Genomic DNA, 25,538 nt, shown 5'->3' with positions numbered 1-25,538 from the left:
CCGGAGGTGTGGATGCCCCGAACGGCCCTAGCGTCGGTGCGGCGGGTGACCGATGCCCCGACCGATGCCCCGATGGAGAAGGCGAGCGAGTGTTCCGGAACAAGGCACTACCGGTACGGGCTTCGAGCCCGGCCTCCGTCGGCGCGGGGAGGGCGGGTGACACCGTCCGCCTGACCGCCGTACACAAGACGTACGGCCGCGGCGACAACCGGGTGCGGGCGCTCGACGGGGTGGACGTCGGCTTCGAGACGGGCACCTTCACCGCCATCATGGGCCCTTCGGGTTCGGGCAAGTCGACGCTGCTGCAGTGCGCGGCGGGCCTCGACCGGGTCGACGCGGGCCAGGTCCTGCTCGACGGCGCGCCGTTGCACGAGCTCTCCGAGCGTGCCCTGACCGAGCTGCGCCGTGAGCACATGGGCTTCATCTTCCAGTCCTTCAACCTGATCCCATCACTGACGGCTCGTCAGAACATCGAGTTGCCAATGCGGTTGGCCGGGCGTCCGATCGACCCGGTGGCGATCGACCGGGGGCTGTCCGAGGTCGGCCTGGCCGAGCGCGGTGGGCACCGGCCCGCCGAGCTGTCGGGCGGGCAGCAGCAGCGGGTCGCCATCGCGCGTGCGCTGGTGGCCAGGCCCGAAGTGATCTTCGCGGACGAGCCGACCGGCGCGCTGGACTCGCGTACCGCGCGGGAGGTCCTGGCGCTGCTGCGCGGCGTCGTCGAGGAGCACGGGCAGACGGTGATCATGGTCACGCACGACCCGGTGGCGGCCTCGTACGCGCAGCGGGTGCTCTTCCTCACCGATGGCAGGGTGACCGGCGAGCTGTTCGAGCCGACGGCCGAGACCGTGGCGCTGCGGATGGCGGCGTTGGAGCCCGGCGGGAGCGGGGCGAACCCGTGCTGAAGCTCGCCGTAGCCACCCTGCGTCACCGCTTGGTGGGCTTCGTGGGCGCCTTCCTCGCCCTCGCGCTCGGCACGACGATGATCGGCATGATGACGCTGACCCTGGCGGCCACCTTCGGCACGCCGCACCCGGGGCCGCAGCGGTTCAAGGAAGCCCGGGTCGTGGTCGCACCGCAGGGCTTCGAGGGGCGCGCGATGAAGGCCCCGGCGGTGTTGCCGGCCGAGGTCGTGACGAAGGTGACCGCCTCGGGCAACGCCACACCCGACCGCAGCTTCCCGGTACGGCTGAACCCCGGCCCCGGGGGGACGACCGGCCATCCCTGGTCATCGGCCGCCTTCGCGGGCTACCACCTGCTGGCCGGGCGCGCGCCGCAGGCCCCGGACGAGATCGTCGTCGGCGGCGGTGAGCGGGCACTGATCGGGCGCCAGGGCCAGGCCGACACTTCCGACAACGCCGGCCGCTACCAGGTGGTCGGGGTCACCGACGCGCTCTGGTTCGAGAGCGCCGTCTTCTTCAGCGATGCCGAGGCCCAGCGCCTGTCGCCCGGCGTCAACGCCCTGGTCGCCGACCAGAACGCGCAGCAGCTGTCCGCTCTCGTGGGCGGCCGGGCCGTGGTCCTCGGCGGTGACGACCTGACCCGGCTCGACGCCGACTCCACCGGCGGCGCCCAGGCGCTGGCCAACGCCCAGGCGATGGCGGGCAGTACGACCGGACTGGCGGTGTTCGTCGCGGTGTTCGTCGTCATCGCGACCTTCGCCTTCGCCACCGAGCAGCGCCGCCGAGAACTGGCGCTGATGCGGCTGGTGGGCGCCGCACCCCGGCAGGTGCGGCGCATGGTGCTCGGCGAGGCGCTGCTGATCGGCCTGGCGGCGGCGGTCGTCGGCTGTGTCCTCGCCCCACTGTGCACCGTGCCGCTGCGCTCCTGGATGCTCGACCACAACGTGGCCCCGTCCTGGTTCACCATCCCCTTCAACCCCCTGCCGCTGCTGCTCTCCTTCGTCATCGGCGTGGCCGCGGCGCTGGCCGGCTCGGCCGCCACCCTGGTCCGGGTCTCGCTGATCCGGCCGATCGAGGTGCTGCGCGAGAGCGCGGTGGAGCGCCGCGGGATGACGCCGATCCGCTGGCTGCTCGGGATCGGGATGTTGATCGGCGCGGTCGCCTTCGGGATCGTCATCGCCCGGACCGAGCCGTACCTGGCGGCCAGCGCCCGCAAGTACGAGGCCGTTCCGGTCCTGTACGTGGGCGCGGTCACCCTGCTGGCACCGATCCTGCTGCGGCCGGTCACCCGGGCGCTGATCGGCCCGCTGCGCGGCTCGGCCAAGGCCGGCCCGTTGCTGGTGCGCGAGAACATCCTCACCTCCCGGCGGCGTACGGCCGCCACGGTGGCGCCGATCGTGGTGGCCGTCGGACTGGTCGCCACCCTGCTGACGGTGCAGAAGTCCGGTGACGCGGTGGTGCTCGCCCGCCAGCAGCAGGAGATCCACGCGGCCGACGTGGTGGTGCCCGGCGGCCCGGGGATCGACGCGCGGACGCTGGAGAAGCTGGCGGCCGTGCCCGGGGTCCGGGTCACCCCGATCACCTCGATGAACATCCGGATCGGCACCGCGAAGGGCGACCAGATCGACTCGCTGAGCACGAACGCCGTGCCCGCGTCCGCGCTGGGCACGACCGTCACGCCGCCCGTGCTCTCCGGCTCCCTCACCTCGCTTCCCGAGAACTTCCTGGTCATCGACGAGCACGCGGCCCGGTCCGACGGTCTGTCGGTGGGGGACCAGGTGGTCACGCTGCTGCCGACCGGTGCTCGGGTGCCGACCGTCGTCGCGGCGGTCGTCGCACGCGGCCTGAACGGCGACGACACCTACCTGTCCGCGTCGCTGACCGGCGCGGTGACGCCGAACCGGGTCTACCTCGACTCCCGGACGGGCCCGGGCCGGCCGCTCGACGAACAGCAGACGGCGGCGGTGAACCAGGCGCTGGCCGGCTCCGGCGCGCACGTCATGACCCATGACGCCTACCTGGAGGCCCAGCGCGCACGCGCCGCCGAGCAGACGGACAACGCCGCGGTGATCATCCTGGGGATCGCGCTGGCCTACGCGCTGATCGCCGTCGCCAACACCCTGATCATGGCGATGGCCGGGCGCCGGCGGGAGTTCGCCCTGCTCGGGCTGGCCGGCGCGGTGCGCGGCCAGATCGCGAAGGTGGCCGTGGCCGAGTCGGCCGTGGCGGTGGTCGTCGGCACGCTGCTCGCGGCCGTGGCGACCGGGCTCGTCGCGGTGACCCAGCACCTTTCGCTGAGCGAACTCGTCACCTCGGCGCCGACGGTGATCCCGTGGACGCAGGTCCTGGGGACCGTCGCGCTCTGCGCCCTCGTCACCGTGATCACCGCGTGGGGAGCGGCCTCGCGTGCGACCCGTTTCCGGGCGATCGAGGCCGCAGGCATCCGGGAGTAAGGGGATCCGGGAGTGGGGCACCAGGGAGTAGGGGATCCCGGAGTGGGGCACGGCCCTTCCGGCCCGGTCCCGGCCCGGTCCCGGCCCGGCCCGGAGTGTGCGACCGAGGTGTGAAACACCACACTTCCGCTCCTGAGCGTGCCGGTACTCGCCGCCCGGCCGAGGGCCGAGGACACTGGTCGCCGTGACTGATGTGCGCGAGACCTTGGATTACCAGACCTTCGGGCAGGCGGTGCGCGAACTCGCGCAGACGATCGCCGACGACGGATACGAACCCGACCTCGTCCTGAGCATCGCCCGCGGCGGGGTGTTCGTAGCGGGCGGTCTGGCGTACGCGCTGGACTGCAAGAACATCCACCTGGTGAACGTCGAGTTCTACACGGGCGTGGGCACCACTCTCGAAATGCCCGTCATGTTGGCGCCCGTTCCCGCCGCGATCGACTTCACCGACAAGAAGGTCCTGATCACCGACGATGTCGCCGACACCGGCAAGACACTGCGGCTCGTGCACGACTTCTGCCTCGACCATGTCGCCGAGGTCCGGTCCGCCGTCATCTACGAGAAGTCGCACTCCCTGGTGAAGTGCGAGTACGTGTGGAAGAGGACCGACGACTGGATCGAGTTCCCGTGGTCGACGGAAGGACCGGTCGTCAGGCGCGACGGCCAGGTGCTCGACGCCTGATCGGAGGTGGTACGCGTCGCAGGTCGGGACGCCGCCGGGGATCGGGCGGGAGCAACAGCGGATCCAGGGCGGCGGCGGTCGGGGGCAGGGCTCCCGGCCGTCGCCGCTTCCCGGTTCGTGGGGTAGGAATGGGGGGCTGTACGAACCGGGAGAGGGGCGCGGATGAGGGCGGTGCGGATGAGGGCCGTGCGGATCGCCGGGGTGGCGGCGGGCGCCTTGGCGCTGGTCGCGGGGTGCGCTTCAGGAGGTTCGTGGACTCGATCGCCGTCACCCGGGAACTGCTGGGAGCCGGCCTCGGGGAAGCACAGGAGATTGTGCTGTCGAGCGCCGCGCGGACCATCGAGCTGCGGACGCATCAGCAACTCGTGGACGTGGCGGAGCGAGCGAAGGACGTTGCCGACGGCCTCCTGCAGCTGTCCCGGACCCAAGGGGCCACCAGGATCGTCGCCATCGACGGCACCGGAGGATCCGGCAAGACGACGTTGGCTGCCGCGGTGGCCGGACACCTCGACGGCGCCGTCATCGTCCACGTCGACGACTTCTACCGTCCGATGCCCGACCGCGAGCGGGAGCTGCTCGACGCGGAACAGGGCTACCACCGCTACTTCGACTGGGAACGCCTCCGGGACCAGGTCCTGATCCCGCTGCGGCAGGACCGGGCCGCCCGCTATCAGATCTACGACTGGACCACCGGACAGCTCGGGGCCTGGCGCGAGATCGCTTCCGGAACCGTGGTGATCGTCGAAGGGGTCTACTCCGCCCGCCCGGAGCTGGCCCACTACTACCACTTCACCGCCTACGTCGACACCCCGCGAGGTGTCTGCCTGCAGCGGGTGCGAGCACGCGGCGAGAACCCCGAGGAGTGGATCGGGCGTTGGCGCGCCGCCGAGGATCACTACGTGCACACCACGTGGCCCCAGACCAGAGCCAAGCTTCTCGTCAGGGGCCACTGAGGCAGGAAGCCCTCATGATCACCGACGCGACAGGAACAACATCAAGGTCTTCTACCTGCAAGCCCGAGCGAGGGCCGCACCGGCAAAAAATCTTGAGAATCTCGATGTGATGTGCGACACGGACCTTGGGCGCGCCGCAGGCCGACCACACCGGCGGCGACCGGTGGCCGACCAGCCGACATCCGGTGACGCCGTACGTCTTCCTTGCCGTTCATTCCGCCGCCACCGGCGCGAACGCGAAGCGGAACCGTTCCACCCCACGGGGCAGGTCCGCGCTCATCCGATCGTCCGAATCATCTGCACGTGCCCAGAACACGCTGAGCGTGAAATCGCGCGGCTTTCCTTCGAGTTCGAACTCCAACGCCACATCGGCAGGACCCGAGAAGAGGGTCCACACGTCGATGCGGCCCGTCCGCGACCTGTACGGAACCCTGGCAAGGAGGCTGAACCCCTCCGGACGCACGGGACGGTCGGTCAACTCGAGGGTCACCTCCGCATAGTGCTCCCGAATCGAACTGCGGACCTTGACCGCCCCGTCGGTCAGTGTGACTCCCGGAGTCCCGGCAGCCAGTGGCAGTTCCAACCAGCTGCCGTCCTCGGCGAACTCGTCCTCCTCCCACAACCCGAACTGCGAACGTTCAACTGAGACAAGGCCTGCAGCCTCGGTCCGAAAGCTCCGCATGTCGACGATCCTTGCACGACGGCCGCTTTCCGGCTGTCGGGTTCGGAAGAACCTCCGGGCACGAGCACGGCGGCGTGCACGGCACCGCAGACGGCACCGTGCAGCACGGCCGACGGTCGTGCCCTGCGGCAGGTTCCGTCTCGGGTCAGGCTCTGGTGGGCCGCTGCCCCTGGGAACTGTCCGTTGCGATCGGGAGGCTGCGCAGTGTCAGCGCGGCCGGCGGAGGCAGCGGTTCGTCGGCCGTGCCGGTGCGGAACGACTGGAGCAGATAGGCCACCAGGCGCCGGGAGGCCGCACCGTCATCCGGCAGGGCGGTCACCAGGCCGCCGTGTGCCAACAGGACCACGACGAGGTCGGAAGGGTGGAAGTCGGCCCGCAGCGCGCCCGACGCCTGTGCTCTGCGTACCAGGGTCGTGAAGTCCCGTTCGGCCTGGTGCCGGGACTGCGCGTGTTCCGACGTGCTTTCAGGGAACGCCGTGACGAACGCGGCCGGGAACCCGCGTTCCTCCCGTTGCAGAGCGCAGACCGTCTCGATCAGCTGCTGGAAGCCCTGCCACGGGTCGGGGGCGGCCAGTGCCTCGGTGAGAGCCCGTGCGCAGGTCTCCATCTGCTGCGCGAACGCGCCCCGCACCAGAGCGTCCCGGGTCGGGAAATGCCGGTACAGCGTCGCCACGCCGACCCCGGCCCGACGGGCCACGGTCGCCATCGGGGCGTCGATCCCGTGCTCCGCGAAGACCGCACGGGCGGCGACGAGGACGCGCTCCCGGTTGCGTCGGGCGTCCGCCCGCATCCCGTCCCGGGCTGTGATCCGAGAGGATTCCGCCATCACTGTCTCTCGCTTCCGGTCCAAGCGGACGATTGCGTCCACTTGAGAGCTTACGGTCGGTGCCAGATCCCGTACGGCTCCCGGCGGCAAAGGCGGAACGATGAACGACCGCATGATGAAGGCAGTGCTCTACGACCGCTACGGCGGCCCCGATGTGCTCTACACGGGCCGCGTGCCTCGCCCCGAGCCGGCCCGCGGCGAGGTCCTCGTGAAGGTGCGCGCGTTCAGCGTCAACGGCGGCGAACTGGCGGTCCGTGCCGGCCGTCTGCGCCTCCTGAGCGGCCGGACATTCCCCAAGCGCGTCGGCTTGGACTTCACCGGCGAGGTCGCCGAACTGGGGACCGGAGTCGCACGGTTCGCGGCCGGCGACCGCGTATGGGGGGTCCTGGGCCGTACCTCCGGGTTCGGCAGCGCCGCCGAGTACGTGGCCGTGCCCGCCGAGCGGGTCGGCCGCCTTCCCGACGGTCTTGACCCGGTGGACGCCGCCGCGCTGCCGGTGGCCACCACGGCCATCACCGCGCTGCGGGACAAAGCCGGGCTGCGCCCCGGCGAACGGCTCCTCGTCCGGGGCGCGGCGGGCGGTGTCGGCAACGCCGCCGTCCAGCTCGGACGGGCGTACGGCGCCGAGGTCACGGCCCTCGCCCGGGCGGCCGGCCTGGACTTCGTCCGCGGGCTCGGCGCGCACAAGGCCGTCGACCACCGGACCGCGCGGCCGGCGGAACTGGGCCGCTTCGACGTGGTCCTGGACACCGCGGGGACCGACCTGCGGGCCTTCCGGCGCCTACTGGATTCCGGCGGACGCATGGTCACCATCGCCTTCGACCCGAATCGGCCCGCTGCGACGTTCGGCTACCTCGCGGCCAGTACGGTCCACGGACCCGGCCGGGTGCGCTACTTCAGCGGCGACCCCAAGCGGGCGGACTTCGACGACCTCGCCCGCCATGTGGCCGAGGGCAAGCTGAGCCCCGCGGTGGACACGGTCTTCCCCCTGGAGGAGACTGCGGCGGCGCACCGGGCGCTGGAGGCGGGCGGCGTCCGGGGCAAGTACGTGGTCAGGGTCGCGTAGGACCCTGCTGTCCCGTCTCGGCGAGGTTTCACCGGTCCCACTGGAGATTGCCGACCGCGCCGCTCGTCCCGCCGAGGTTCGACCGGTCGCCCGCGGTGGCGATGAGGGCCGCCAAGCCGTCGAGGTGGCGGTCGAGGCCGAAGGTGAACAGGGATTCGGCGGACAGGCCCAGGCCGGGGTCGGTGCGGGCGGCGGTGAACGCCGGGAAGGTGCCGTCCGACAGCAGCGCGGCCATCCGGGCCTCCTGGACCTGCATCCACTGATCGCCGGTGACACCGCTGGCCTGACCCGCCGCCTGCTCCGCCGCGAGGTCGACCGCGCAGCCCCGGACGAATCCGAAGAGCGAGACCGCCGCGTGCATGCGGGTGTCGGCGTCGAGGCCGAGGCCCTCCAGCGCCGCCAGGGCCCATTCGATGTGGCGCATGCCGTTCGGTGCGAGCAGCGGCCGGGCGAGGTTCATCGTGGCCGCCAGCCAGGGGTGCTCCTGGTAGAGCCGCCACTGTGCCCGGGCCGAGAGGTCCAGGCAGGACCGCCAGTGCGGCGGGGCCGGGGTCGGCAGCGGCGACTGCGCGTAGGCCGCGTCGACCATCAGCGCGAGGAGCTGGTCCCGGTTCTGCACGTGCCGGTACAGGGACATGGCCGAGGTGCCGAGTTCGGCGGCCAGCCGCCGCATGGTGAGCGCGGCCACCCCTTCCGCGTCGGCGATCGCGATTCCTGCCAGCACCAGGCGTCGGCGCGCCGCCGACTCCTCCGACGGCCCCTCCGTGCGCCGGTCGGCCGCCCCTCGGGCCGCCCGCGGCGCACGGGGGGCGGCGCACACCACGGTCCCCACCCCCGGCACCGCCCGGACCAGACCCTCCTGCCGCAGGACCGCCAGTGCCTTGGTCGCCGTGGCCATGGCCACCCCCCACCGCTGCGTGACCGCCCGCGTGGAGGGCACCCGGTCACCCGGACGCAGCTCACCGACCTCGATGCGATGCCGCAGTTCGGCGGCGATCCTCGCGTACGGCGGCAAGACCGACATGATGCACTCCTTGGTGTACTAGTGCATGAAGCCTAGCGCACTAGGGTTCCTTCTCGATCTTCGCACTTCACAGGCGGACTTGAGCCTCATACGTTGTACGCACAGACCTGAGAGAGGAACCCGGGATGACCAAGAACACCACCACCACCCGCACCGTGCTGATCTCCGGCGCCAGCGTGGCCGGCCCGGCGCTCGCCCACTGGCTGCGCCGCCACGGCTTCGTCCCCACCGTGGTGGAGCGCGCCGAAGCGGTGCGCGAGGGCGGCTACGCGGTGGACTTCCGCGGCGAAGCCCTGGACGTGCTGGACCGGATGGGCCTGCTGGAGCGGATCCGCGAGCTGGACACCGAGATGGGCGACGCGGCGATGGTGGACGCCGAGGGCCGCCAGTACGCGACCCTGCCGGCCGTGATCTTCGCGGGCGACCTGGAGGTCCTCAAGGGCGATCTGACCAGGATGCTGTACGAGGCCACCCGCGACGACGTCGAGTACGTCTTCGGGGACTCCATCGCGAGCCTGACCGAGGACGAGCACGGCGTCGAGGTCACCTTCGAGCGCGGCGCTCCCCGCCGCTTCGACCTGGTCGTCGGCGCCGACGGCCTGCACTCGCGCACCCGGGCGCTCACCTTCGGCCCCGAGGAGCAGTTCGTGCGCCACCTCGGCATCTACACCGCCATCTTCGGCCTGGACAACTACCTCGGCCTGCAGAACACCGGCCGTCTCCACGCCGCCCCGGGCAGGGCCGCCAACATCTTCACCGCCCGCGCCAACAGCGAGGCCCGCGCCGCCTTCCACTTCGCCGCCGGGCATCTGGAGTACGACCGCCACGACCGCGCCGGGCAGCACTGCATCATCGCCGAACGCTTCGCGGACGACGGCTGGGAGATCCCACGCCTGCTCCAGGAGATGGCGCAGGCATCGGACTTCTTCTTCGACGCCAACGCCCAGGTGGAGATGGACACCTGGTCCAAGGGGCGGGTCGTGCTGCTCGGCGACGCCGGGTACTGCGCCGGCCCGACCTCCGGCCGCGGCACCTCGCAGGCCCTGATCGGCGCGTACATCCTGGCCGGCGAACTCGCCGCCTCCGGTGGTGACCACACGAGGGCCTTCGCCGCGTACGAGCGCGAGATGCGCGGCTACGTGACGGAGCACCAGGCCCTGGGTCGCGAGGGCGCAGAGCGGTTCTTCATGCCCGCCCCCACCCAGGAGATTCTGGACATGCTGGCCGCCCAGGCACCCGAGTGCACCCGTACCACCCCGATCCGGCTGCGCGACTACGGCGCATCGCTGTCACCCGAGTCGGCGGCGGCCGCCGCGGCCGTGGGCACTGTCTGACGGCAGTCCTCGACAGGGCCCGTCGAGGACGCGGCAAGGCCCGGGGCGGAGGTCCTCACACGTGCCTCCGGTGTCGTGCGAAGCGGACACCCGGGAGGCGTGAGAAACGGGCGTCACAGTGCGACGGCACGCTCAGGAGGCGGTCGTCGGGTTGAATCCCTTGGTGATCAGCCGGACGGCCAGGCACAGCTCCCAGGCGAAGACCGGAACGGCGGCGAGCATCCCCGGCCCGGAGACCTGCGGGTAGAGGCCGAACAGGACGGCGATCGCGGAGGTGAAGATCAGCGCGCCGCCGACGAGCCCCAGTACGGCGATGAAGCGCGGTATCAGCCGGGAGCGGTACAGCAGGCAGGCGAGCACCGCGGTGTTGGCTCCGCAGATGAAGTTGGGGCCGAGCAGGAACGTCCAGTCGTGGACGGCGACCAGGGCTTTCCCCGCGGTGAGGAGCGAGGCGCTGTCCGCTCCCTGTGGCGGGTGTTGGCGGAGGGTCACCACGGCCAGCAGGCTGACGATGCCGACGGCGATGACGGCGGCTTCCAGGGTGCGCAGGCCGAGGTACCCGACGGCGAGGCCTTCGCCGTGCCGGCGGGCGACGGGGTACATCGCGAATGCGGTGCCGACGATGCCGATGGTGAGGAGCACCTCGAACAGGGCGCCCAGGAGCACTTGGGTGTCCGGGCCGGCGCCGAGCACGTAGTCGGCGGTCTTCAGGATCGGGCCGTACAGGACGAGCCCGCCGATCGAGGTGACGTGGGTGACGAGGAAGCACGTGCCCGTCGCTGTCGCGAGGGTTCTCGGTGAGGCCACTTGGGGCTCCTTCGGCCGTGGAGGCGGGAAGAGGTGTACGCCGTACACCTCATGGCGGGACGGTATGGTGTACCCCGTACACCTGTCAAGGGGGATCGGTGAGGACCATGGCCAAGCAGGCAGACGCCCAACAGGCGGCCACCGAGCGGAGGAAGCCGCTCAACCGGGACCGCGTGCTGCGCGCCGCCGTCGCCCGCGCCGACCAGTCCGGGATCGAGGCGCTGAGCATGCGCAGCCTCGCCCAGGAACTGGGCGTCGTGCCGATGGCCCTCTACAAGCACGTGGCCAACAAGGAGCAGCTCCTCGACGGCATGGTCGAACTCGTCGTCGGGGAGATCGACCCCCCGGCCGACGGCCCCGACTGGAGGAGCGCGATCCGCGAGCGCGTCCTGTCGGCCCGGCGGGCGCTGCTGCGCCACCCGTGGGCGCTGCGCGTCATCGAGTCCCGCGGCACCCCCACCCCCGCCGTGCTGGACTACCTGGACTCCGTGATCGGCACGTTCCGCGGGGGCGGCCTCTCCGTCGACCTGACCCACCATGCGATGCACGCGTTGGGCAGTCGCGTCTGGGGCTTCACCCAGGAGCTGTTCCCGGCTTCTCCGGGCGACGAGCCCGGGGAGCAGGCCGCCGCGCTCCGGGCGATGGCGGCCAGGTACCCGCACATCGCCGAGATCGCCATGGCCCGGGCCCACGACGGCGCGTCGGTCGTCGGCAGCGGCTGCGACGACCAGTTCGAGTTCGAGTTCGCCCTCGACCTCCTCCTCGACGGCTTCGCGCGGCTCCACGAGCGCGGATGGAGCTCCGGGCAGGCCTGAGCGGGCCGGGGGAAACCGGGCGACTCCCGCGCGCCCGATCGCCCGGAGCGGGCGCGCCCCCCGGGCGGCCGTTCACCGCCCGTCGTCGGTTCCGGACCGGACGACGACGCCCTCGTCCGGACCGTGGCCCGGAGCCGGTCGGACCGTGCCGGGAGCGGCGGCTGACAGCCGGCCGGACTGACGGACAGTCGGCTGACGGGAGGGGCCTGTGGCGGCACCCGTCGAAGGCGTGGATATCGTGGCCGACGCCGCGCGGCCGACTCCTCGGCGTGCGGTCTTTCGTCACGTCAGGAGAGAACTGGGTGAAGTCCCCAATGACAGCGCTCCGGAGCGCCGCGGCCGTCGTGGCGGCCGTGCTGATGGCGGCGCCCGCCGTCGCAGGCTCCGCCGCCGCAGCTCCCGCCGCAAGCCCGGACACCAAGGCGGTGACGTACCAGGGCCGCGTCTTCCAGGTGCCTTCGGCCTGGCCGGTGGTGGACCTGGCCGTGGACCCGCAGGCCTGCGTCCGCTTCGACCAGCACGCGGTGTACCTCGGTCACCCGGGCGAGCAGCAGGCCTGCCCGCCGCGGTTGACCGGCCGCACGGAGGCCCTGCTGGTCGAGCCCGCCGAGGGCGCCGCGCCGGACCGGGAGGGCTCCAACCCGGTCGCGCAGACGGTCCGGGCGACCGACGGCGTCGTCGCGGTGACCGGGACGTACGACACGGACCAGCCGCTGGTGCGGCGGATCATCACCGGCGCCGGGCTCACCCCCGCGCCGACGCACCGACCGCAGCCGGCGCCCGCCGGGCCCCGGACGACCGCCGCCCCGAAGTCCACCGCGGCCGCTGCCGCGCCGTCCGGCCAGGCCATGGCCGCAGCCGCCGCCCCGGCTGCTTCGGCCGCGGCGGCGGCGGTTCCCGCGTCGGCGACGAACTACACCGGCAAGGGCTTCGACGCCTGTACGGCGCCCTCCGGCGCCGCGATGAACGCGTGGATGGCCTCCTCCCCGTACCGGGCGGTCGGCGTCTACATCGGCGGTGTCAGGCGGGCCTGCGCCCAGCCGAACCTGACGGCCTCCTGGGTCCAGCAGCAGCAGGCCGCGGGCTGGGCCTTCATGCCGATGTACGTCGGCGTGCAGGCCCCGAAGATCAGCTACCCCGCCACCGAGGGCGCCAACGCCGCCGACGACGCGGTGAGCCAGGCCCAGGCCCTCGGCTTCGGCCCCGGCACGATCCTCTACTACGACATGGAGGCGTACACCACCCCGCAGTACTCGGCCGCGGTGCTCGCCTTCCTCACCGCCTGGACCAACGAACTGCACGCCTGGGGCTACAACTCCGGCGTCTACAGCAGCTCCTCGTCCGGCATGAAGGACCTGGCCGCGAACGCCGGCAACAGCGCCTACACCATGCCCGACGCCGTCTTCACCGCCAACTGGAACGGCAAGGAGGACACCGCCGACCCGTCGATTCCGGCCGGCTACTGGAACAACCACCAGCGCGCCCACCAGTACGCCTCGCCGCAGAACCCGGAGACCTGGGGCGGCTACGCGATCGCGATCGACCAGGACTACCTGGACATCCAGCTCACCGCCGCCCCGCCGTCCCAGTCCTCCGCGTTCTTCCTCGGCGTGCGCCAGAGCTCGGGCGCCTGGCCCGGCTTCAGCCCGCTGACGGGCGGCGCGGGCGTGTTCCGCGGCTCGGAGGCCGCGATCACCGGGCTGCCGGGCGGCTCCTCGCAGGAGCTGGGCATCGGCCTGGACGGCCGGCTCTACCACGGGGTCCGCGCCTCGAACGGCAGTTGGAGCGGCTTCGCCGGGGTGCCCGACGACGGCACGCCGGCCACCCAGGCCCGCCGGACCGGCATCGCGGGCATGCCGGACGGCTCCTCGCAGGTGGTGACCGTCGGCAGCGACGGCAACGTCTACCACCGGATCCGCTCGGCCGACGGCACCTGGTCCGGCTACGGGGAGCTCCCCGGGGTCGGCACCCCGACGATGGCGGCCGCGGACATCGCCATCGCCGGCCTGCCCGACGGGTCCGCCCAGGTCCTGGCGATCGGCAACGACGGGAACGTCTACCACGAGACCCGCTTCTCCAACGGCAGTTGGAGCGGCTTCGCCCCGCTCCCGGGCGTGAACAGCTCGCGGATGGCGGCCTCGCGGGTGGCCATCACGGGGCTGTCGGACGGCTCCTCGCAGGTCCTGGTGATCGGCGGCGACGTGAACATCTACCACGAGGCCCGCTTCGCCGACGGCAACTGGTCCGGCTTCGCCGCGCTTCCCGGCAGCGGCACGCCCACCATGGCCGCGCGGGCGGTCGGCATCGCAGGTCTGCCGGACGGGTCCTCCCAGGTGGCGGTGATCGGCAACGACGGCAACCTCTACCACGAGACCCGCTTCACCAGCGGCGCCTGGTCCGGCTTCGCCGCGGTCCAGGGCGCGTACGGCGCGAGCACCTTCCCGGCCCAGCGCGCCGCCATCGCGGGCCTGCCGGACGGCTCCAGCCAGCTGGTGGCCACCCGGAGCTGACCCGGACACACCCCACCACCTCACCACCCCGGCGCCCCCGCCCCCGGTACGTCCCGGGGGCGGGGGCGCCGGCCGACTCCGGCAACACGTCGGCGAGGGGGCTCGCCGGGGCCGGGGCGGCGGTCAGGACCAGACGATCAGTTCGCCGTTCATGGTGAATCCCAGGAAGAGGGAGAGGGTGATCCGGCGGCCGCCCTCGAAGTCCTGCACCTGGTGGAAGTTGCGGCAGTCGAAGAAGACGCCTTCGCCGGGCTCGGCCCGCACCGTGGCCGACGGCGCGTCGGCGACGACCTCGGGGGCCCAGCCGTAGCCGTCCCTGCGGGTGTCGTCGGCGGGGATCCAGCGGTGCCGCCAGACGGTCAGCGCGCCGCCGTGCCCGGCGACGGTGAGGTGCAGGTTGAAGGCGAGTTGCACGAGGGGCTGGTCGTCGAGGCGACCGGGGAACTCCCGCACCACCTCGTCGTAGTGGATCTTCGAGCCGGTGGGGAACTCGCGGAGGATGCCCGCGTGCAGCGGGCGCCCCCCGATGGTCGCGGGGCGCACCGGAATGCCGAGTTCGGTGCCCAGCCGCCGCATGAGGGCCACCGCCGGGTCGGTGTCGCCGTAGAGGTCGCGGGCGGCCTTCCGGGTCTGCTCCGCCTTCTCCCAGTAGGCGTCCCGGACCCGGCCCTGCCCGTAGTAGTCGTACACCGCGGGGCCGAACTTCAGGATCGGCGGGTCGAGCCGCTCCTCGTCGTAGGGCTCGAAGTCGGCCTGCTCGATGCGGGCGACGAGGTCGCTCAGGTCGCCCCGGAGCAGGTCGGGCACCCGGACGATCGCGCAGGTGCCGGCGGCCAGCCGCTGCAGAGCCTCCCGCAGCTCCCCGTCCCGGACCGTCTCCGCACCGAACATCGCCTCGTCGTCCTCGTCGTCGTCCTCGTCCTCGTTCCGGGTCGGTGTCATGGCAGCGGTGTTCCCCTCGGTGAGAGGCCGGACGGAAGGGCGGCAGCACCCACCCCGGGGCCCGCCGTCGCGCCGACGGCCCGGCCGCGGCCGCGGGCGGCTTCGGGCAGCGGGCTCCGGCGCCTCGGTCGCCTGGTGCCGCGCGTGGTGCCAGGCGACCGCTCGGCCTGTCGCGTAAGGTCACTATCCCTTCGCCACGGGTCGTGGGCGAGCGTGCTCGTCCGGCCGGGTGACAGCACGAGGGGCAACCCCGACCGGGGCCGTCACCGGGTCGGGGCGAGCCGGTCGCGACGGGCGAGGCTGACGGCCCGGCTCCGTTCCGATCGCCGCCGGACCGCTACGGCGGCGTCCACGGAGGTCGTCCCCGCGGCGGCCGTGACCCCCTCGGCGTGCACCGGGGCCAGTCCCACCGTCCCTCCCGCCCCGGTCACCGACGCGGCTCTGCGCAGCGCCGCCGCGCAGGCCGACGGCGCGGTCTCGGCCTCGGTCACCGACCTGGCCACCGGGCAGTCGCTCGCCTACGGTGCGTCCGGGCACGCCTTCGCCACCGCCAGCATCGTCAAGGTCGGCATCCTGGCCACGCTGCTGCTTCAGGCCCAGGACCGGGGCACCGGGCTGAGCGACGCGCAGCGGAGCCTCGCCGCCGCGATGATCGAGAACAGCGACAACGACTCGGCGACGGCCCTGTGGAACGCGATAGGCCAGGAGGCCGGCCTGGATGCCGCCGACGAACGGTTCGGGCTGACCTCCACCGTGGGTGGCACGGACGGCTACTGGGGTCTCACCTCCACCACCGCCACCGACCAGGCGCAGCTGCTGCGCCAGGTCTTCACCGGCGACTCGATCCTCTCGTCCGCCTCGCGCGACTGCATCCGGCGGCTGCTCGGCCAGGTCGAATCCGTGCCGACCTGCCGGGTGCGGGGAGCGGACAACCCGTACGGGGGCGGGGCGCCGAGGCCGGGAGCGGGCGATCGGTCGGCGGAGCCGAAGCCTCCGCCGACCGGTGCGGCGATCCGATACGCGAGCCCACCGGGAGAGGGCCGGCTACAGGGCCGCGATCCAGGGATGCCCGGGGTGTACGCGGGCGAGCAGCCCGGTCAGGGTCCCGCGCTGAGCCGGGGTCATGTGCGGGACGGTCGCGTCGAAGTCCGATTGATCCTTTCGGCGGACATGCTTGGCTTTGAACAGCAGGACCAGTTCGGGTGCCAGATACGGGATGCCGTCCCGGGTGTGGAGGATGATGTCGCGGTAGGGGAGCCGGATCCTCTCATCGCGTCGGCAGATCCAGGTGTCGCCGTCGTGCGGTTCGCGGAACACGTCGAGCAGGTAGTTTCCGGTGACCGGATCGCGGAGCCAGGTCTGGTGCACGGCGGCCAGCACCTCCGGTGCGGCGTCCTCCCAGATCCGGCCGCTGCCCGCCGCGTCGAAGACGTACCCGGGGAAGCGGGAGCGGACCTCGGGGAAGCTCGCGGCCGGAATCGCGATCTCGATGTCTCCATGAGCGCGCGTCCGCCTGCCGCGGAACAGGTCCAGCGCCCAGCCCGCGGCGACGTACCAGGGTGTGCCGATCCCGGCCAACCGCTGCGCGACCTCACTCGGGGTCCAGCAGGACGACCATCTGGCGTCGAGGGCTTCGATCTCGTCGGGTGACAGCTCGATGCCGCCGCCGGGCAGTTGCTCGCTCATCGCAGGAACCTATCAGCGGGCTCGACGGCCCCCGGCCGGGTACGGCACGAACTTCGGCTGCATGCCGGAGCTGCACTGGACGTTCGGTTACCCGGCGGTGGTGGCTTTCACCGCCACCGTCCGCGTGTTCGTCCTCCGGGCGTTCCGCCGCAACGACTGGCTGTGAGTCGGCGTCGGACTCGCGGGGCCGGTACCGGTGGGGTTCGCTGCGGGTCCGAGCCGTGGCCGTGCGCGGTCGGGCACGTCCACACCTCGATGTGCGAGCCCATGATGACGGTGCGGTCGCGGGGGAGGCCGACGTACTCGGCGGCGTCGGCGGTGATGTAGGAGGTGGCGATGAACAGGCGCTTGCGCCAGGGCGCCATCGTCGGCTGCTTCCCACGCCGCAGCTCGATCTTCGACAGGAAGTAGGACGCCTGGTCGAGCCGCAGGCGGCCCTCGGCTTCGGCTGGATCGAGCATCGCCAGGGTGGTGGGCACGTCCGGTGTCTCCATGTAGCCGAACCGGGCGGTGACGTGGATGATCCGGTCGTCGGCGTAGCCGAGGTCGTCGACGGCGATCCGCTGATCTGTTGGGACGCGCGGTACGGTCTCGGTCTCCATGGAGAGGATCACGACCTGATCGTGCCGAACGTGGTTGTGTTCGACGTTGGCCCGCAGGGCCAGTGGTGCGGTCTGTTTGCCCCGGTTCAGGAAGACGGCCGTGCCGGGGACCTGGAGCACCGGCACCTTCCCGCTGTGGAGGTCCTCGACGAACCCGCGCAGGCGGTGAGGGCCAGCTCGCGCAGCGTGGCGCGGGCCGCCCTCAGCTCGGCGATCCGGTGCTCGGCATCTACGCGTGTTCGGCGGCAACGGACGCTACATCGGCCGCTACATGCTCGACCCCGTCCCCGGCAGCCACCCCGACCGCCAGACCCTCCTGGTCGCGGTCACCCCGGCCGACCAGGCCGGCGCGGCACCGGAGAGCCGCTCGACACCTTGCTCCTATAGCGTGCGCCGGTACCGAAAGTCAGTAACGGCCGTAGGCCGTGGTCAAGGAGTCAGCGATGGGGACACCGGCATCCGCCCGGGCCGGGGAGCTGAGGCGCCATCTGGGCGTGTTCGACGCCGTGGTGATCGGGCTCGGGTCGATGATCGGCGCGGGGATCTTCGCCGCGCTCGCCCCGGCCGCCGGCGCGGCCGGTTCCGGTCTTCTGCTGGGCCTCACCCTGGCCGCGGTGGTGGCGTACTGCAACGCCACCTCCTCCGCCCGGCTGGCCGCCCGCTACCCGCAGTCCGGTGGCACCTACGTCTACGGCCGTGAGCGGCTCGGGGAGTTCTGGGGCTACCTGGCGGGCTGGGGCTTCGTGGTCGGCAAGACCGCCTCCTGCGCGGCGATGGCCCTCACCGTGGGCTCCTACGTGTGGCCCGGTCAGGCGCACGCGGTCGCGGTCGCCGCGGTGGTGGCGCTGACCGCGGTGAACTACGTCGGCGTGCAGAAGTCGGCGTGGCTGACCCGGGGGATCGTCGCCGTCGTCCTGGCGGTGCTCGCCGCCGTGGTCACCGCCTGCATGACCGGCCCCGCCGTCGAGGGCGCGCGGCTCGTCATCGGCGCGGACGCGACCTTCGGCGGGGTGCTCCAGGCCGCCGGGCTGCTGTTCTTCGCGTTCGCCGGCTATGCGCGCATCGCCACCCTCGGCGAGGAGGTCCGCGACCCGAAGCGAACCATCCCCCGCGCGATCCCCATCGCGCTCGCCATCGCGCTCGTCGTCTACGCCGCCGTTGCCGTGGCCGTGCTCGCCGTGCTCGGGCCCGACCGGCTCGCCCACACCACCGCACCGCTCACCGAGGCCGTGCGCGCCGCCGGCGTTCCCGCACTCGCCCCGGTGGTGCGCGTGGGGGCGGCCGTCGCGGCGCTCGGCTCGCTGCTCGCGCTGATCCTCGGGGTCTCGCGCACCACCCTGGCGATGGCCCGCGACCGGCACCTGCCCCGCGCCCTGGCCTCCGTCCACCCGCGCTTCCACGTGCCGCACCGCGCCGAGCTCGCGGTCGGTGCGGTGGTCGCGGTCCTGGCCGCCACCACGGACGTTCGCGGCGCGATCGGCTTCTCCTCCTTCGGCGTGCTGGCCTACTACGCCATCGCCAACGCCTCCGCCTGGACCCTCACCCCCGCCGAGGGCCGCCCCGCCCGGATCGTCCCCGTCGTCGGCGCCGTCGGCTGCGTGCTCCTGGCCTTCGCCCTGCCACCCGCCTCGGTCCTGTGGGGAGCCGCAGTGATCGCGGCCGGTGCCGCCGCCTACTGCCTGCGCAAGGCCATCGCCCGCGCCTGACCCCGTCCGGCCTCGGGGTGGTCCGGCCTCGCGAAGAATCCGCCGAGTCCGCCGAGTCCGCCGGTCGAACGGCGGCTCTGGAGGCGGGGTCAACTCTGGGCGCGGCTCAGGATCCAGACGCCGTAGGCGTCGTTCGCGGGGTGCAGCTGGTAGGTGCCTGCCCGAAGGTCGACGCGCAGTCCGGCGGCGGCCAGGTCCGCCTCGAACTCCGACGCCGTGCAGGTCCGGGCGTGCGGCGGCGGGTCCTGCAGGTGGAAGCCGACCAGGATCCGGCCGTTCTCGCCGAGCACGTCGCGCATCGCGCCCAGTGCCCTGCGTTCCGTGCCCTCGGCCAGGTAGACGATGACGTTGCCCACGCAGACGACCAGGTCGAACGGGCCGTCGTCGGGGCCGAGGTCGAGGATGTCGCGTTCCTCGATCGGCAGCCCGGGGTAGGTCTCCCGGGCCTGCCGGACCAGGGCCTCGTCGGGCTCGATCGCGACCACGTCGTGCCCCCGCTGCAGGAGCGCGGCGGCCACCCGCCCCATACCGGCGCCGGCGTCGAGCACTCGGGCACCGCGCGGCAGGAGCGTGTCGGCGAGCCGGGCCTCACCGTCGACGTCCTCGCCCGCGGAGATGAGTTCGGCGAACCGCTTGCCGAAGTTCCCGCTCTGCCCCGCCTCCTGCCAGCGGGTTCGCCTCGTCGTCATCGGTATGAGCTCTCCGTGCGGCAGCGTGATCCTGTCCATGTCCCGCATCCTAAGGCGAGACCGTCGGCACCCGTCATGGCCATCTGGTCGCGGTGCCGGCCGCGCTGCCCTCCCGGCTCACCACGTCGGGCAGGGCCCGGCGGGCGGCGCGCCGGCGCGGTGCGGCCGCCGCGCCGGGACGGCCGTTACGCGGCCCGGACCGGGGCCATCGGCGCGAGCGGGGAGAGCGCCGCGTACTCCAAGGGGGCGGACGGGTCGATCGAGAGGTTCATCGGGGAGGGGGCCGCGCCCGAGCGGACCAGGAGGTCGCCGATGGCCGCGATCATCGCGCCGTTGTCGGTGCACAGGCGCAGCGGCGGCACCCGCAGGGTGATCCCGGCCGCGGCGCACCGCTGTTCGGTCAGGGCGCGGATGCGGGAGTTGGCGGCGACCCCGCCGACCACGACGAGGGTGTCGATCCCGTGGTCGGTGCAGGCCCGGACGGCCTTGCGGGTGAGGGTGTCCGCGATGGCCTCCTGGAGCGCGGCGGCCGCGTCCGGGACGTGCGGCTCGGCGCCGACCGCCCGTCGGGCCTCGACCCAGCGGGCGGCGGCGGTCTTGAGGCCGGAGAAGGAGAACGCGTACGGGGGGTCGTTGGGCCCGCTGAGCGGGCGGGGGAGGCGCACCGCGTTCGGGTCGCCCTCGCGGGCGGCGCGGTCGATGGCGGGCCCGCCGGGGTAGGGCAGGCCGAGGATCCGGGCCACCTTGTCGAAGCACTCGCCGGCGGCGTCGTCGAGGGTGTCGCCGAGGTGGACGATCGGGTCGCGGGCGAGGTCGCGCACCAGCAGCAGGGAGGTGTGCCCGCCGGAGACGATCAGCACGACGCACGGGTTCGGCAGGGGTTCGCCGTCCAGGGCGGCGGCGGCGACGTGTCCGGCGAGGTGGTGGACGCCGTAGAGGGGGACGCCGAGCGAGAAGGCGTAGCTCTTGGCCGCCGCGACCCCGACCTGGAGCGGGCCGGAGAGGCCGGGTCCGGCGGTGACGGCGACGGCGCCGACGTCGGCGAGGGTGAGTCCGGCCCGGTCGAGGGCCTCGCGGACCACGGGGGCCATCGCGTGGACGTGGGCGCGGGCGGCGATCTCCGGCACGACCCCGCCGTAGCGGGCGTGCTCGTCCATGCTCGACGCGACCGCCTGTCCGAGCAGGACCCCGTCGCGGACGAGACCGGCGCCTGTCTCGTCGCACGAGGACTCGATCCCCAGCACCACCGGCGAGTCCGGCATCACGCGCACCCCTTATTGCTGATCACTGTGCAACTGCAACCATTGTGCAATAAGGCCGGGGGTGCTGGTCCGGCAGGTCCGGCTTCCCCGGTCCGCCCTGTCGGGACGACGGCCGTGACCTGTGTCGTCGAGCGGGTCCCCGTCCGGTCGCCGGCAACCCCTGCATGCGGTCCTGTTCGCGCTGGCCACCCGTCCGCCCGTCGGGACGGTGTGTCAGACCACGGCGAGCCGGTCCACCAGCAGTTCCACTCTCCGCTCGGTGTCCTCCGGCGGCAGTCGTCCCGCCCGGGTCAGGGTGGCCAGCCCGTGCAGGGCCGCCCAGAACACCTCGGTGAACAGTGCCGGGTGGACGCCGTCCCCGGTGACCTCGCCGAGGGTTTCCAGCAGGGCGGCGAAGGCGTCCTTCAGCGGCTCCGGGGTGTCCTCGTGCGCGAACGCCAGGCCGCCGTCGAGCTGGAACATGGCGTCGTAGACCGCCGGGTTGCGTTCGGCGAAGTCGAGGTAGGTGCGGGCGAGGGCGGTGACCCGCGGGCGGGGATCGTTCGCGGCGGAGGTCGCGGCCCGCAGTGCCGCGGCCATCTCGGTGGCACCTTCGAGGGCGACGGCGCCGATGATCTCGCGCTTGCCGCGGAAGTGGCTGTAGAGGACGGGCTGGCTGTATTCGATGCGCTCGGCGAGCCGGCGGGTGGTGACCGCGTCCCAGCCCTGCTGCTCGGCGAGTTCGCGGGCCGTGGCCACGATGAGGCGCTCGCGGTCCGCCCGTTCGCGCTGCTTGCGTTCCTGTACCGACATGATCCGATCCTAGCACTGCTAGACAATCGAGCGACGGCAGTACTAGCGTTGCCACATCAGCTAGCAGTGCTAGATCCCTGGAGGGGTCACCATGCTCAACGCACTTGAGGTCTTCACCACCGTGGTCGTCGGCCTGATGGTGGGGGTGGAGTTCTCCGTCGCCTTCTTCATCAACCGGATCCTCGACGCACTCCCCGAGGACAGCGGTCAACTCGGCCGCGCCCACGGGGGCCGGATGCTCGGCGCCCTGATGCCGTTCTGGTACATCGGCTCGCTCGTCCTGAGCGCCGTCTGGGCCGTCGCCGGATGGCACCGCCCCGGCGCCGGCCTGGTCGTCGTCGCCGGCGCGCTGCTGATCGTCAGCGTGATCATGTCGGTCCTGCTGCTCGTCCCTATCAACAACCGGGGCAGGACGTGGACCCCCGAGAACCGGCCCGCCGACTGGAAGCAGCAGATGAACCGCTGGGACCGCTACCACTACGTCCGCGTCGCCGTCATCGTCGCCGCCTTCACCCTGCTGGTCACCGCCCTCACCTGAGCCCGCGGGCGACACGACCGCCGCGGCCCCCGGAGCAGGACCACCGGGACTCGGACGGCGTGGCCGGCGAGAGGTGAACGCCGGGACGTCCGCCCCGCGGCAGGGGTGCTCCGGCCGGGCCCGGACGGCTCGGGTCACCGGGCCGGGAAGCGATGCCGCTCGACCAGTGCCGCGAACTCGTCCCAGAACGTCGGGTCGACCGGCTCGCCGGGCGGGTGGACCGCGACACCCGCCGGCGCGGACGGCGTACCCAGTCCGGCCGCCCGGGCGAGCTCGACGCCGGTCCCCAGGACGGCGATCGGCTTGCCGTGCCGCAGCGCCTCGGTGAGGAAGCGGACGGCGTCCGGGTCGGACGGCAGCGTCTGCTCGCAGCCGTCCGAAAGCACCAGTGCGTCGTAGAGCACCGAGGCGGTGGTGGGCAGGGCCCGGTCCACCGGCAGGTGCTCGCCGTCGCCCGTCAGGACGTGGCCGTCCTGCGCGGCGAGCGTCTCCACCACGTCGCCCCGGGACCGGAAGCGGCCTCGGGCTCGGGCTTGGGCCCGGGGTTGGGCCCGGGCTCGGCCTCGGGCTCGGGAACGCCGACGTGCCGGGCCACCTCCATCGCCAGCCCGGGGGACACGTGCACCAGGTTGCCCACCATCCGGCGCCGGACCTCCTGCTCCTCCACCTTCCCCAGCTCGAAGGCGAAGGCCTCCACGATGTGCCGCTGCTCCCAGTCGGCCAGGCTGCGCCGGAACAGTCCGGCCTGGCTGTAGTGGTCGGCGAAGCTCGGGCTGCGCCGACGGATCGCGGCGCCGTCGATGCGCTCCTGGTAGTGCTCGAAGACGCCCTCGGCCAGTCGTCCGCCGCCCGGAGCGGCGGGGCAGCCGCCGCCGACGGAGTTCGGCGCGTAGCCGGTGCCCGGGTGGACGGTCTGCCGGCCGTAGCCGTCGCGCTGGTTGGTGCGGACCTCGGCCAGCGGCCGGTTGACGGGCAGCTGGGAGAAGTTGGGGCCGCCGAGCCGGATCAGCTGGGTGTCCAGGTAGGAGAAGTTGCGGCCCTGGAGCAGCGGGTCGTTGGTGAAGTCGATCCCGGGCACGACGTTGGCGGTGTGGAAGGCGACCTGCTCGGTCTCGGCGAAGAAGTTCTGCGGGTTGCGGTCCAGCACCATCCGCCCGACCGGGCGGACCGGCACCAGTTCCTCCGGCACCAGCTTGGTCGGGTCCAGCAGGTCGAAGGGGAAGGCGAACTCGTCCTCCTCCGGGATCAGTTGGACGCCGAGCTCGTACTCGGGGAAGTCGCCGTCCGCGATCGCCTCCCACAGGTCGCGGCGGTGGAAGTCCGGATCGCGGCCCGCCGTGAGCTGGGCCTCGTCCCAGACCTGCGAGTGGACGCCGAGCAGTACGCGCCCGCGCCGCGGGCGTGCACCACGCGTTCCGGGATGCGCTCGTGGTCGAAGCGGGTGAGCTTCTCGCGCAGGTGGAAGTCCTCCAGCAGGGTGGGGCCGCGGTCGCCGACGGTGAGGGAGTTGTCGGTGTCGTCGACGGCCACCCCCCTGGTCGGTGGTGAGCGGCCCGTCCGGGTCGGGGCGCGGAACGCGTCGAGCGCGGTGTCCTTGGCGTCCCGGGCGTTCTGCGCCCGCGGCGTCGGCGTCGGTCTCCCACCGCACGCTCCGCCCGGCCGTGAGCACGGTTCCCGCGTGGTCGGGGAGGCCGCCCCTGCGGTTGGCCGACGAGGCCCGGCGGTGCCAGGCCGCCCCCCAGGGCGTGTCTCAGCCGAGCGGCAGGAGCATGACCGGTACCCCACTGGGGTGCGTCGAACCCCCGGCGGGCTCCACGGTGACGCCGATACCCGTCGCCCCGCCCAGTGGCCCGGACAGCACCAGCCCGCCGTCCCCACGGGCGAGCAGCCCGGCCGATCGCATCGTTCCGGAGTCGTCGAACCACAGTTGGTACGTGGTGCCCTCGGCCGGGGTGGGCATGCCGGAAGCGAGGAAGGCGGCCTGACCGCGGTCGTGCGACCACACCGCCGTCCCCACGCCGGTTCCGCCCGCCGCGGTTCCGGTGGCCGTGCGGGCGTCGGGCGCCGTCAGCAGACCCGTCAGCCGGTCCGCCTGCTGCTGGAGCGCGGCCGCCCGGGCGCGCGCGTGGCCGGCCTGCCGGTGCTGCTGGACGGCGAGGCCACCGGAGCCGACCGCGACGGCCAGGCAGGCGGCCAGCGCGAACTTCGTCCACCCGCCCGCCCGCCGGCCGGGCCGGGAGCCCGCGCCGGGCAGAGCGGCGGTCCGGGGCGCCTCCTGCCGCACGCCGGGCAGCGCGGCCATCACCCGGGCCTTGAGGGCCTCGGGTGGCACGACGGCCCGCGCGGCCCCGAGCCTGGCCAGGGTCGCGGCGAACTCGGCCACCTCCTGGGCGCAGGCCGGACAGTCGGCCAAGTGGCCTTCGAACTCCGCGCTTTCGGCGGGGGAGAGGGCGTGGACGGCGTAGGCGCCGGTCAGGGTGTGCAGGTCGGCGGCGGTCATGCTCCCACCCCCAGGCAGTCGCGCAGACGGATCAGTCCGTCGCGCACGCGGGTCTTGACCGTGCCCAGCGGTGCGCCGACGACCTCGGCGACCTGGGGGTAGGTGTAACCGCGGTAGTAAGCCAGTGTCAACGATTCCCGCTGCAGTTCGGTGAGCGTCCTCATGCAGCGTCTGACCTGCTCGCGCTCCAGTCTGCCCTCGACCTGTTCGGCGACTTCGTCGAACACCGGGGTGTGGGAGGCTGCCGCGACCCGCTGGTCGCGGTCGGCGGCGGCCTGCGCCGAGCGGACCCGGTCCACCGCGCGCCGGTGCGCGATGGTCAGCACCCACGGCATCACCTCACCGCGCTCGGCCCGGTAGCGGGCAGCGGTGCGCCACACCTCCAGCAACACCTCCTGGGCGACCTCCTCGGACTGCGCGGGATCGCGCAGAACCCTGCGCACCAGCCCCAGCACCGGACCGGCCACCACGTCGTACAGCCGGGAGAACGCGTCCTGGTCCCCGCGCGCGACGCGGGCGAGGAGTTCCGTCAGGTCCGGTACCGGCCGTCCGGGACCGGACAGGTGGACGACGGCGCTCATCCGTCCGTTCCTTCGCACTGGGCGGGCGTCGAGCCCGATCGGCGGACGGCAGACATCGAGGGCCTCCTCATGGTCCCGGCGGGACAGCGGTGCGGTCCCGGCCGGGCGGACAGTGCGGAACTCACATCCGCCCTTCGGAGCGGGCCCGCGCCCGGATTGGCCGAACCGCCTGCCGGTCCGCCCGGTCAC

The 25,538-nt window shown here is 72.9% G+C and carries 26 protein-coding genes and 1 pseudogene; 10 read left to right on the top strand and 17 right to left on the bottom strand.

Going from position 1 to position 25,538, the window contains the following annotated elements; translation table 11 throughout:
- Window positions 1-170 precede the first annotated feature (170 nt).
- The 4 genes from ACFWJ4_RS11300 to ACFWJ4_RS11285 all read left to right on the top strand — a co-directional run bounded on the left by ACFWJ4_RS11300 (window position 171) and on the right by ACFWJ4_RS11285 (window position 4,987).
- Complete coding sequence (locus ACFWJ4_RS11300; protein WP_380542056.1) at window positions 171-902, top strand: ABC transporter ATP-binding protein; 732 nt, start codon at window positions 171-173, stop codon at window positions 900-902.
- Window positions 896-3,352 carry an FtsX-like permease family protein gene (locus tag ACFWJ4_RS11295; protein ID WP_380542024.1) on the top strand — a complete coding sequence of 819 codons (2,457 nt, stop codon included), beginning with the start codon at window positions 896-898 and terminating at the stop codon, window positions 3,350-3,352. The genes ACFWJ4_RS11300 and ACFWJ4_RS11295 overlap by 7 nt, the downstream gene beginning before the upstream one ends.
- A 184-nt stretch (window positions 3,353-3,536) precedes the next feature.
- Window positions 3,537-4,034, top strand: a complete 498-nt coding sequence (locus ACFWJ4_RS11290; RefSeq protein WP_359904705.1) for a phosphoribosyltransferase — start codon at window positions 3,537-3,539, stop codon at window positions 4,032-4,034.
- 251 nt (window positions 4,035-4,285) lie between these two features.
- Window positions 4,286-4,987: a uridine kinase gene (locus ACFWJ4_RS11285; RefSeq protein ID WP_380542021.1), complete on the top strand. Its 702-nt coding sequence runs from the start codon at window positions 4,286-4,288 to the stop codon at window positions 4,985-4,987.
- A gap of 211 nt (window positions 4,988-5,198) precedes the next feature.
- Here ACFWJ4_RS11285 and ACFWJ4_RS11280 read toward each other — a convergent pair whose 3' ends face one another.
- On the bottom strand, window positions 5,199-5,669 hold the full coding sequence (locus ACFWJ4_RS11280; RefSeq protein WP_380542018.1) for a hypothetical protein: 471 nt from the start codon (window positions 5,667-5,669) through the stop codon (window positions 5,199-5,201).
- A 145-nt stretch (window positions 5,670-5,814) separates the two neighbouring features.
- Window positions 5,815-6,495 carry a TetR/AcrR family transcriptional regulator gene (locus ACFWJ4_RS11275; RefSeq protein ID WP_380542015.1) on the bottom strand — a complete coding sequence of 227 codons (681 nt, stop codon included), beginning with the start codon at window positions 6,493-6,495 and terminating at the stop codon, window positions 5,815-5,817.
- A 100-nt stretch (window positions 6,496-6,595) separates the two neighbouring features.
- On the opposite strand from ACFWJ4_RS11275, the gene ACFWJ4_RS11270 reads away from it, so the two are divergent.
- Window positions 6,596-7,561, top strand: coding sequence for an NAD(P)-dependent alcohol dehydrogenase (locus ACFWJ4_RS11270; RefSeq protein ID WP_380542012.1), 966 nt, complete (start codon window positions 6,596-6,598; stop codon window positions 7,559-7,561).
- A gap of 28 nt (window positions 7,562-7,589) precedes the next feature.
- Here the strand turns inward: ACFWJ4_RS11270 and ACFWJ4_RS11265 are convergent, their stop codons facing one another.
- Window positions 7,590-8,585, bottom strand: a complete 996-nt coding sequence (locus tag ACFWJ4_RS11265; RefSeq protein WP_380542010.1) for a TetR/AcrR family transcriptional regulator C-terminal domain-containing protein — start codon at window positions 8,583-8,585, stop codon at window positions 7,590-7,592.
- A gap of 125 nt (window positions 8,586-8,710) precedes the next feature.
- Here ACFWJ4_RS11265 and ACFWJ4_RS11260 point away from each other — a divergent pair, with 125 nt between their 5' ends.
- A complete protein-coding gene (locus tag ACFWJ4_RS11260; protein WP_380542007.1) occupies window positions 8,711-9,919 on the top strand; it encodes an FAD-dependent monooxygenase in 1,209 nt (402 codons plus the stop codon).
- A 132-nt stretch (window positions 9,920-10,051) separates the two neighbouring features.
- Here ACFWJ4_RS11260 and ACFWJ4_RS11255 read toward each other — a convergent pair whose 3' ends face one another.
- Window positions 10,052-10,726: a DUF4386 domain-containing protein gene (locus tag ACFWJ4_RS11255; RefSeq protein ID WP_380542004.1), complete on the bottom strand. Its 675-nt coding sequence runs from the start codon at window positions 10,724-10,726 to the stop codon at window positions 10,052-10,054.
- Between the two features lie 107 nt (window positions 10,727-10,833).
- On the opposite strand from ACFWJ4_RS11255, the gene ACFWJ4_RS11250 reads away from it, so the two are divergent.
- Both ACFWJ4_RS11250 and ACFWJ4_RS11245 read left to right on the top strand, forming a co-directional pair.
- Complete coding sequence (locus ACFWJ4_RS11250) at window positions 10,834-11,541, top strand: TetR/AcrR family transcriptional regulator (protein ID WP_380542001.1); 708 nt, start codon at window positions 10,834-10,836, stop codon at window positions 11,539-11,541.
- Between the two features lie 314 nt (window positions 11,542-11,855).
- Window positions 11,856-14,051: a glycoside hydrolase domain-containing protein gene (locus ACFWJ4_RS11245; protein ID WP_380541998.1), complete on the top strand. Its 2,196-nt coding sequence runs from the start codon at window positions 11,856-11,858 to the stop codon at window positions 14,049-14,051.
- Window positions 14,052-14,174: 123 nt separating this feature from the next.
- Here ACFWJ4_RS11245 and ACFWJ4_RS11240 read toward each other — a convergent pair whose 3' ends face one another.
- From ACFWJ4_RS11240 to ACFWJ4_RS11225, 4 genes are all read right to left on the bottom strand, one after another.
- Window positions 14,175-14,993: a proline hydroxylase gene (locus ACFWJ4_RS11240; protein WP_380541995.1), complete on the bottom strand. Its 819-nt coding sequence runs from the start codon at window positions 14,991-14,993 to the stop codon at window positions 14,175-14,177.
- A gap of 263 nt (window positions 14,994-15,256) precedes the next feature.
- Complete coding sequence (locus ACFWJ4_RS11235; RefSeq protein WP_380541992.1) at window positions 15,257-15,496, bottom strand: hypothetical protein; 240 nt, start codon at window positions 15,494-15,496, stop codon at window positions 15,257-15,259.
- A gap of 541 nt (window positions 15,497-16,037) precedes the next feature.
- Window positions 16,038-16,679: a nucleotidyltransferase domain-containing protein gene (locus ACFWJ4_RS11230; RefSeq protein WP_380541989.1), complete on the bottom strand. Its 642-nt coding sequence runs from the start codon at window positions 16,677-16,679 to the stop codon at window positions 16,038-16,040.
- A 107-nt stretch (window positions 16,680-16,786) separates the two neighbouring features.
- Window positions 16,787-17,401 carry a hypothetical protein gene (locus tag ACFWJ4_RS11225; protein ID WP_380541986.1) on the bottom strand — a complete coding sequence of 205 codons (615 nt, stop codon included), beginning with the start codon at window positions 17,399-17,401 and terminating at the stop codon, window positions 16,787-16,789.
- Window positions 17,402-17,724: 323 nt separating this feature from the next.
- On the opposite strand from ACFWJ4_RS11225, the gene ACFWJ4_RS11220 reads away from it, so the two are divergent.
- Window positions 17,725-18,987 carry an APC family permease gene (locus ACFWJ4_RS11220; protein WP_380541983.1) on the top strand — a complete coding sequence of 421 codons (1,263 nt, stop codon included), beginning with the start codon at window positions 17,725-17,727 and terminating at the stop codon, window positions 18,985-18,987.
- An 89-nt stretch (window positions 18,988-19,076) separates the two neighbouring features.
- Here ACFWJ4_RS11220 and ACFWJ4_RS11215 read toward each other — a convergent pair whose 3' ends face one another.
- From ACFWJ4_RS11215 to ACFWJ4_RS11205, 3 genes are all read right to left on the bottom strand, one after another.
- On the bottom strand, window positions 19,077-19,715 hold the full coding sequence (locus ACFWJ4_RS11215) for a class I SAM-dependent methyltransferase (RefSeq protein WP_380541980.1): 639 nt from the start codon (window positions 19,713-19,715) through the stop codon (window positions 19,077-19,079).
- 146 nt (window positions 19,716-19,861) lie between these two features.
- Window positions 19,862-20,938: a tRNA (adenosine(37)-N6)-threonylcarbamoyltransferase complex transferase subunit TsaD gene (gene tsaD / locus ACFWJ4_RS11210; protein ID WP_380541977.1), complete on the bottom strand. Its 1,077-nt coding sequence runs from the start codon at window positions 20,936-20,938 to the stop codon at window positions 19,862-19,864.
- Window positions 20,939-21,151: 213 nt separating this feature from the next.
- Window positions 21,152-21,730 (bottom strand): TetR/AcrR family transcriptional regulator, encoded by a 579-nt coding sequence (locus tag ACFWJ4_RS11205; protein WP_380541974.1) that lies wholly within the window; start codon window positions 21,728-21,730, stop codon window positions 21,152-21,154.
- Window positions 21,731-21,821: 91 nt separating this feature from the next.
- Here ACFWJ4_RS11205 and ACFWJ4_RS11200 point away from each other — a divergent pair, with 91 nt between their 5' ends.
- A complete protein-coding gene (locus ACFWJ4_RS11200; RefSeq protein ID WP_380541971.1) occupies window positions 21,822-22,268 on the top strand; it encodes a DUF1772 domain-containing protein in 447 nt (148 codons plus the stop codon).
- Window positions 22,269-22,402: 134 nt separating this feature from the next.
- Here ACFWJ4_RS11200 and ACFWJ4_RS11195 read toward each other — a convergent pair whose 3' ends face one another.
- From ACFWJ4_RS11195 to ACFWJ4_RS11170, 6 genes and pseudogenes are all read right to left on the bottom strand, one after another.
- On the bottom strand, window positions 22,403-22,765 hold the full coding sequence (locus tag ACFWJ4_RS11195) for a hypothetical protein (RefSeq protein ID WP_380541969.1): 363 nt from the start codon (window positions 22,763-22,765) through the stop codon (window positions 22,403-22,405).
- Window positions 22,726-22,992 (bottom strand): catalase-related domain-containing protein, encoded by a 267-nt coding sequence (locus tag ACFWJ4_RS11190; RefSeq protein WP_380542053.1) that lies wholly within the window; start codon window positions 22,990-22,992, stop codon window positions 22,726-22,728. Before ACFWJ4_RS11190 ends, ACFWJ4_RS11195 begins: the two co-directional genes overlap by 40 nt.
- Before the next feature lie 210 nt (window positions 22,993-23,202).
- Window positions 23,203-23,586, bottom strand: a pseudogene (locus ACFWJ4_RS11185) (catalase); the annotation flags it as partial.
- Window positions 23,514-23,798: a catalase gene (locus ACFWJ4_RS11180; RefSeq protein ID WP_380542051.1), complete on the bottom strand. Its 285-nt coding sequence runs from the start codon at window positions 23,796-23,798 to the stop codon at window positions 23,514-23,516. The pseudogene ACFWJ4_RS11185 and the gene ACFWJ4_RS11180, both read right to left, overlap by 73 nt.
- A gap of 220 nt (window positions 23,799-24,018) precedes the next feature.
- Window positions 24,019-24,768: an anti-sigma factor domain-containing protein gene (locus ACFWJ4_RS11175; RefSeq protein WP_380541966.1), complete on the bottom strand. Its 750-nt coding sequence runs from the start codon at window positions 24,766-24,768 to the stop codon at window positions 24,019-24,021.
- Window positions 24,765-25,349 carry a sigma-70 family RNA polymerase sigma factor gene (locus ACFWJ4_RS11170; protein WP_380541963.1) on the bottom strand — a complete coding sequence of 195 codons (585 nt, stop codon included), beginning with the start codon at window positions 25,347-25,349 and terminating at the stop codon, window positions 24,765-24,767. Before ACFWJ4_RS11170 ends, ACFWJ4_RS11175 begins: the two co-directional genes overlap by 4 nt.
- Window positions 25,350-25,538: the final 189 nt, after the last annotated feature.

Source organism: Kitasatospora sp. NPDC127067 (assembly GCF_042724755.1).
Lineage (GTDB): Bacteria > Actinomycetota > Actinomycetes > Streptomycetales > Streptomycetaceae > Kitasatospora > Kitasatospora lactacystinica.
The sequence above is the reverse complement of the archived record's forward strand: the minus strand, read 5'-3'. Positions and strand labels throughout refer to the sequence as shown.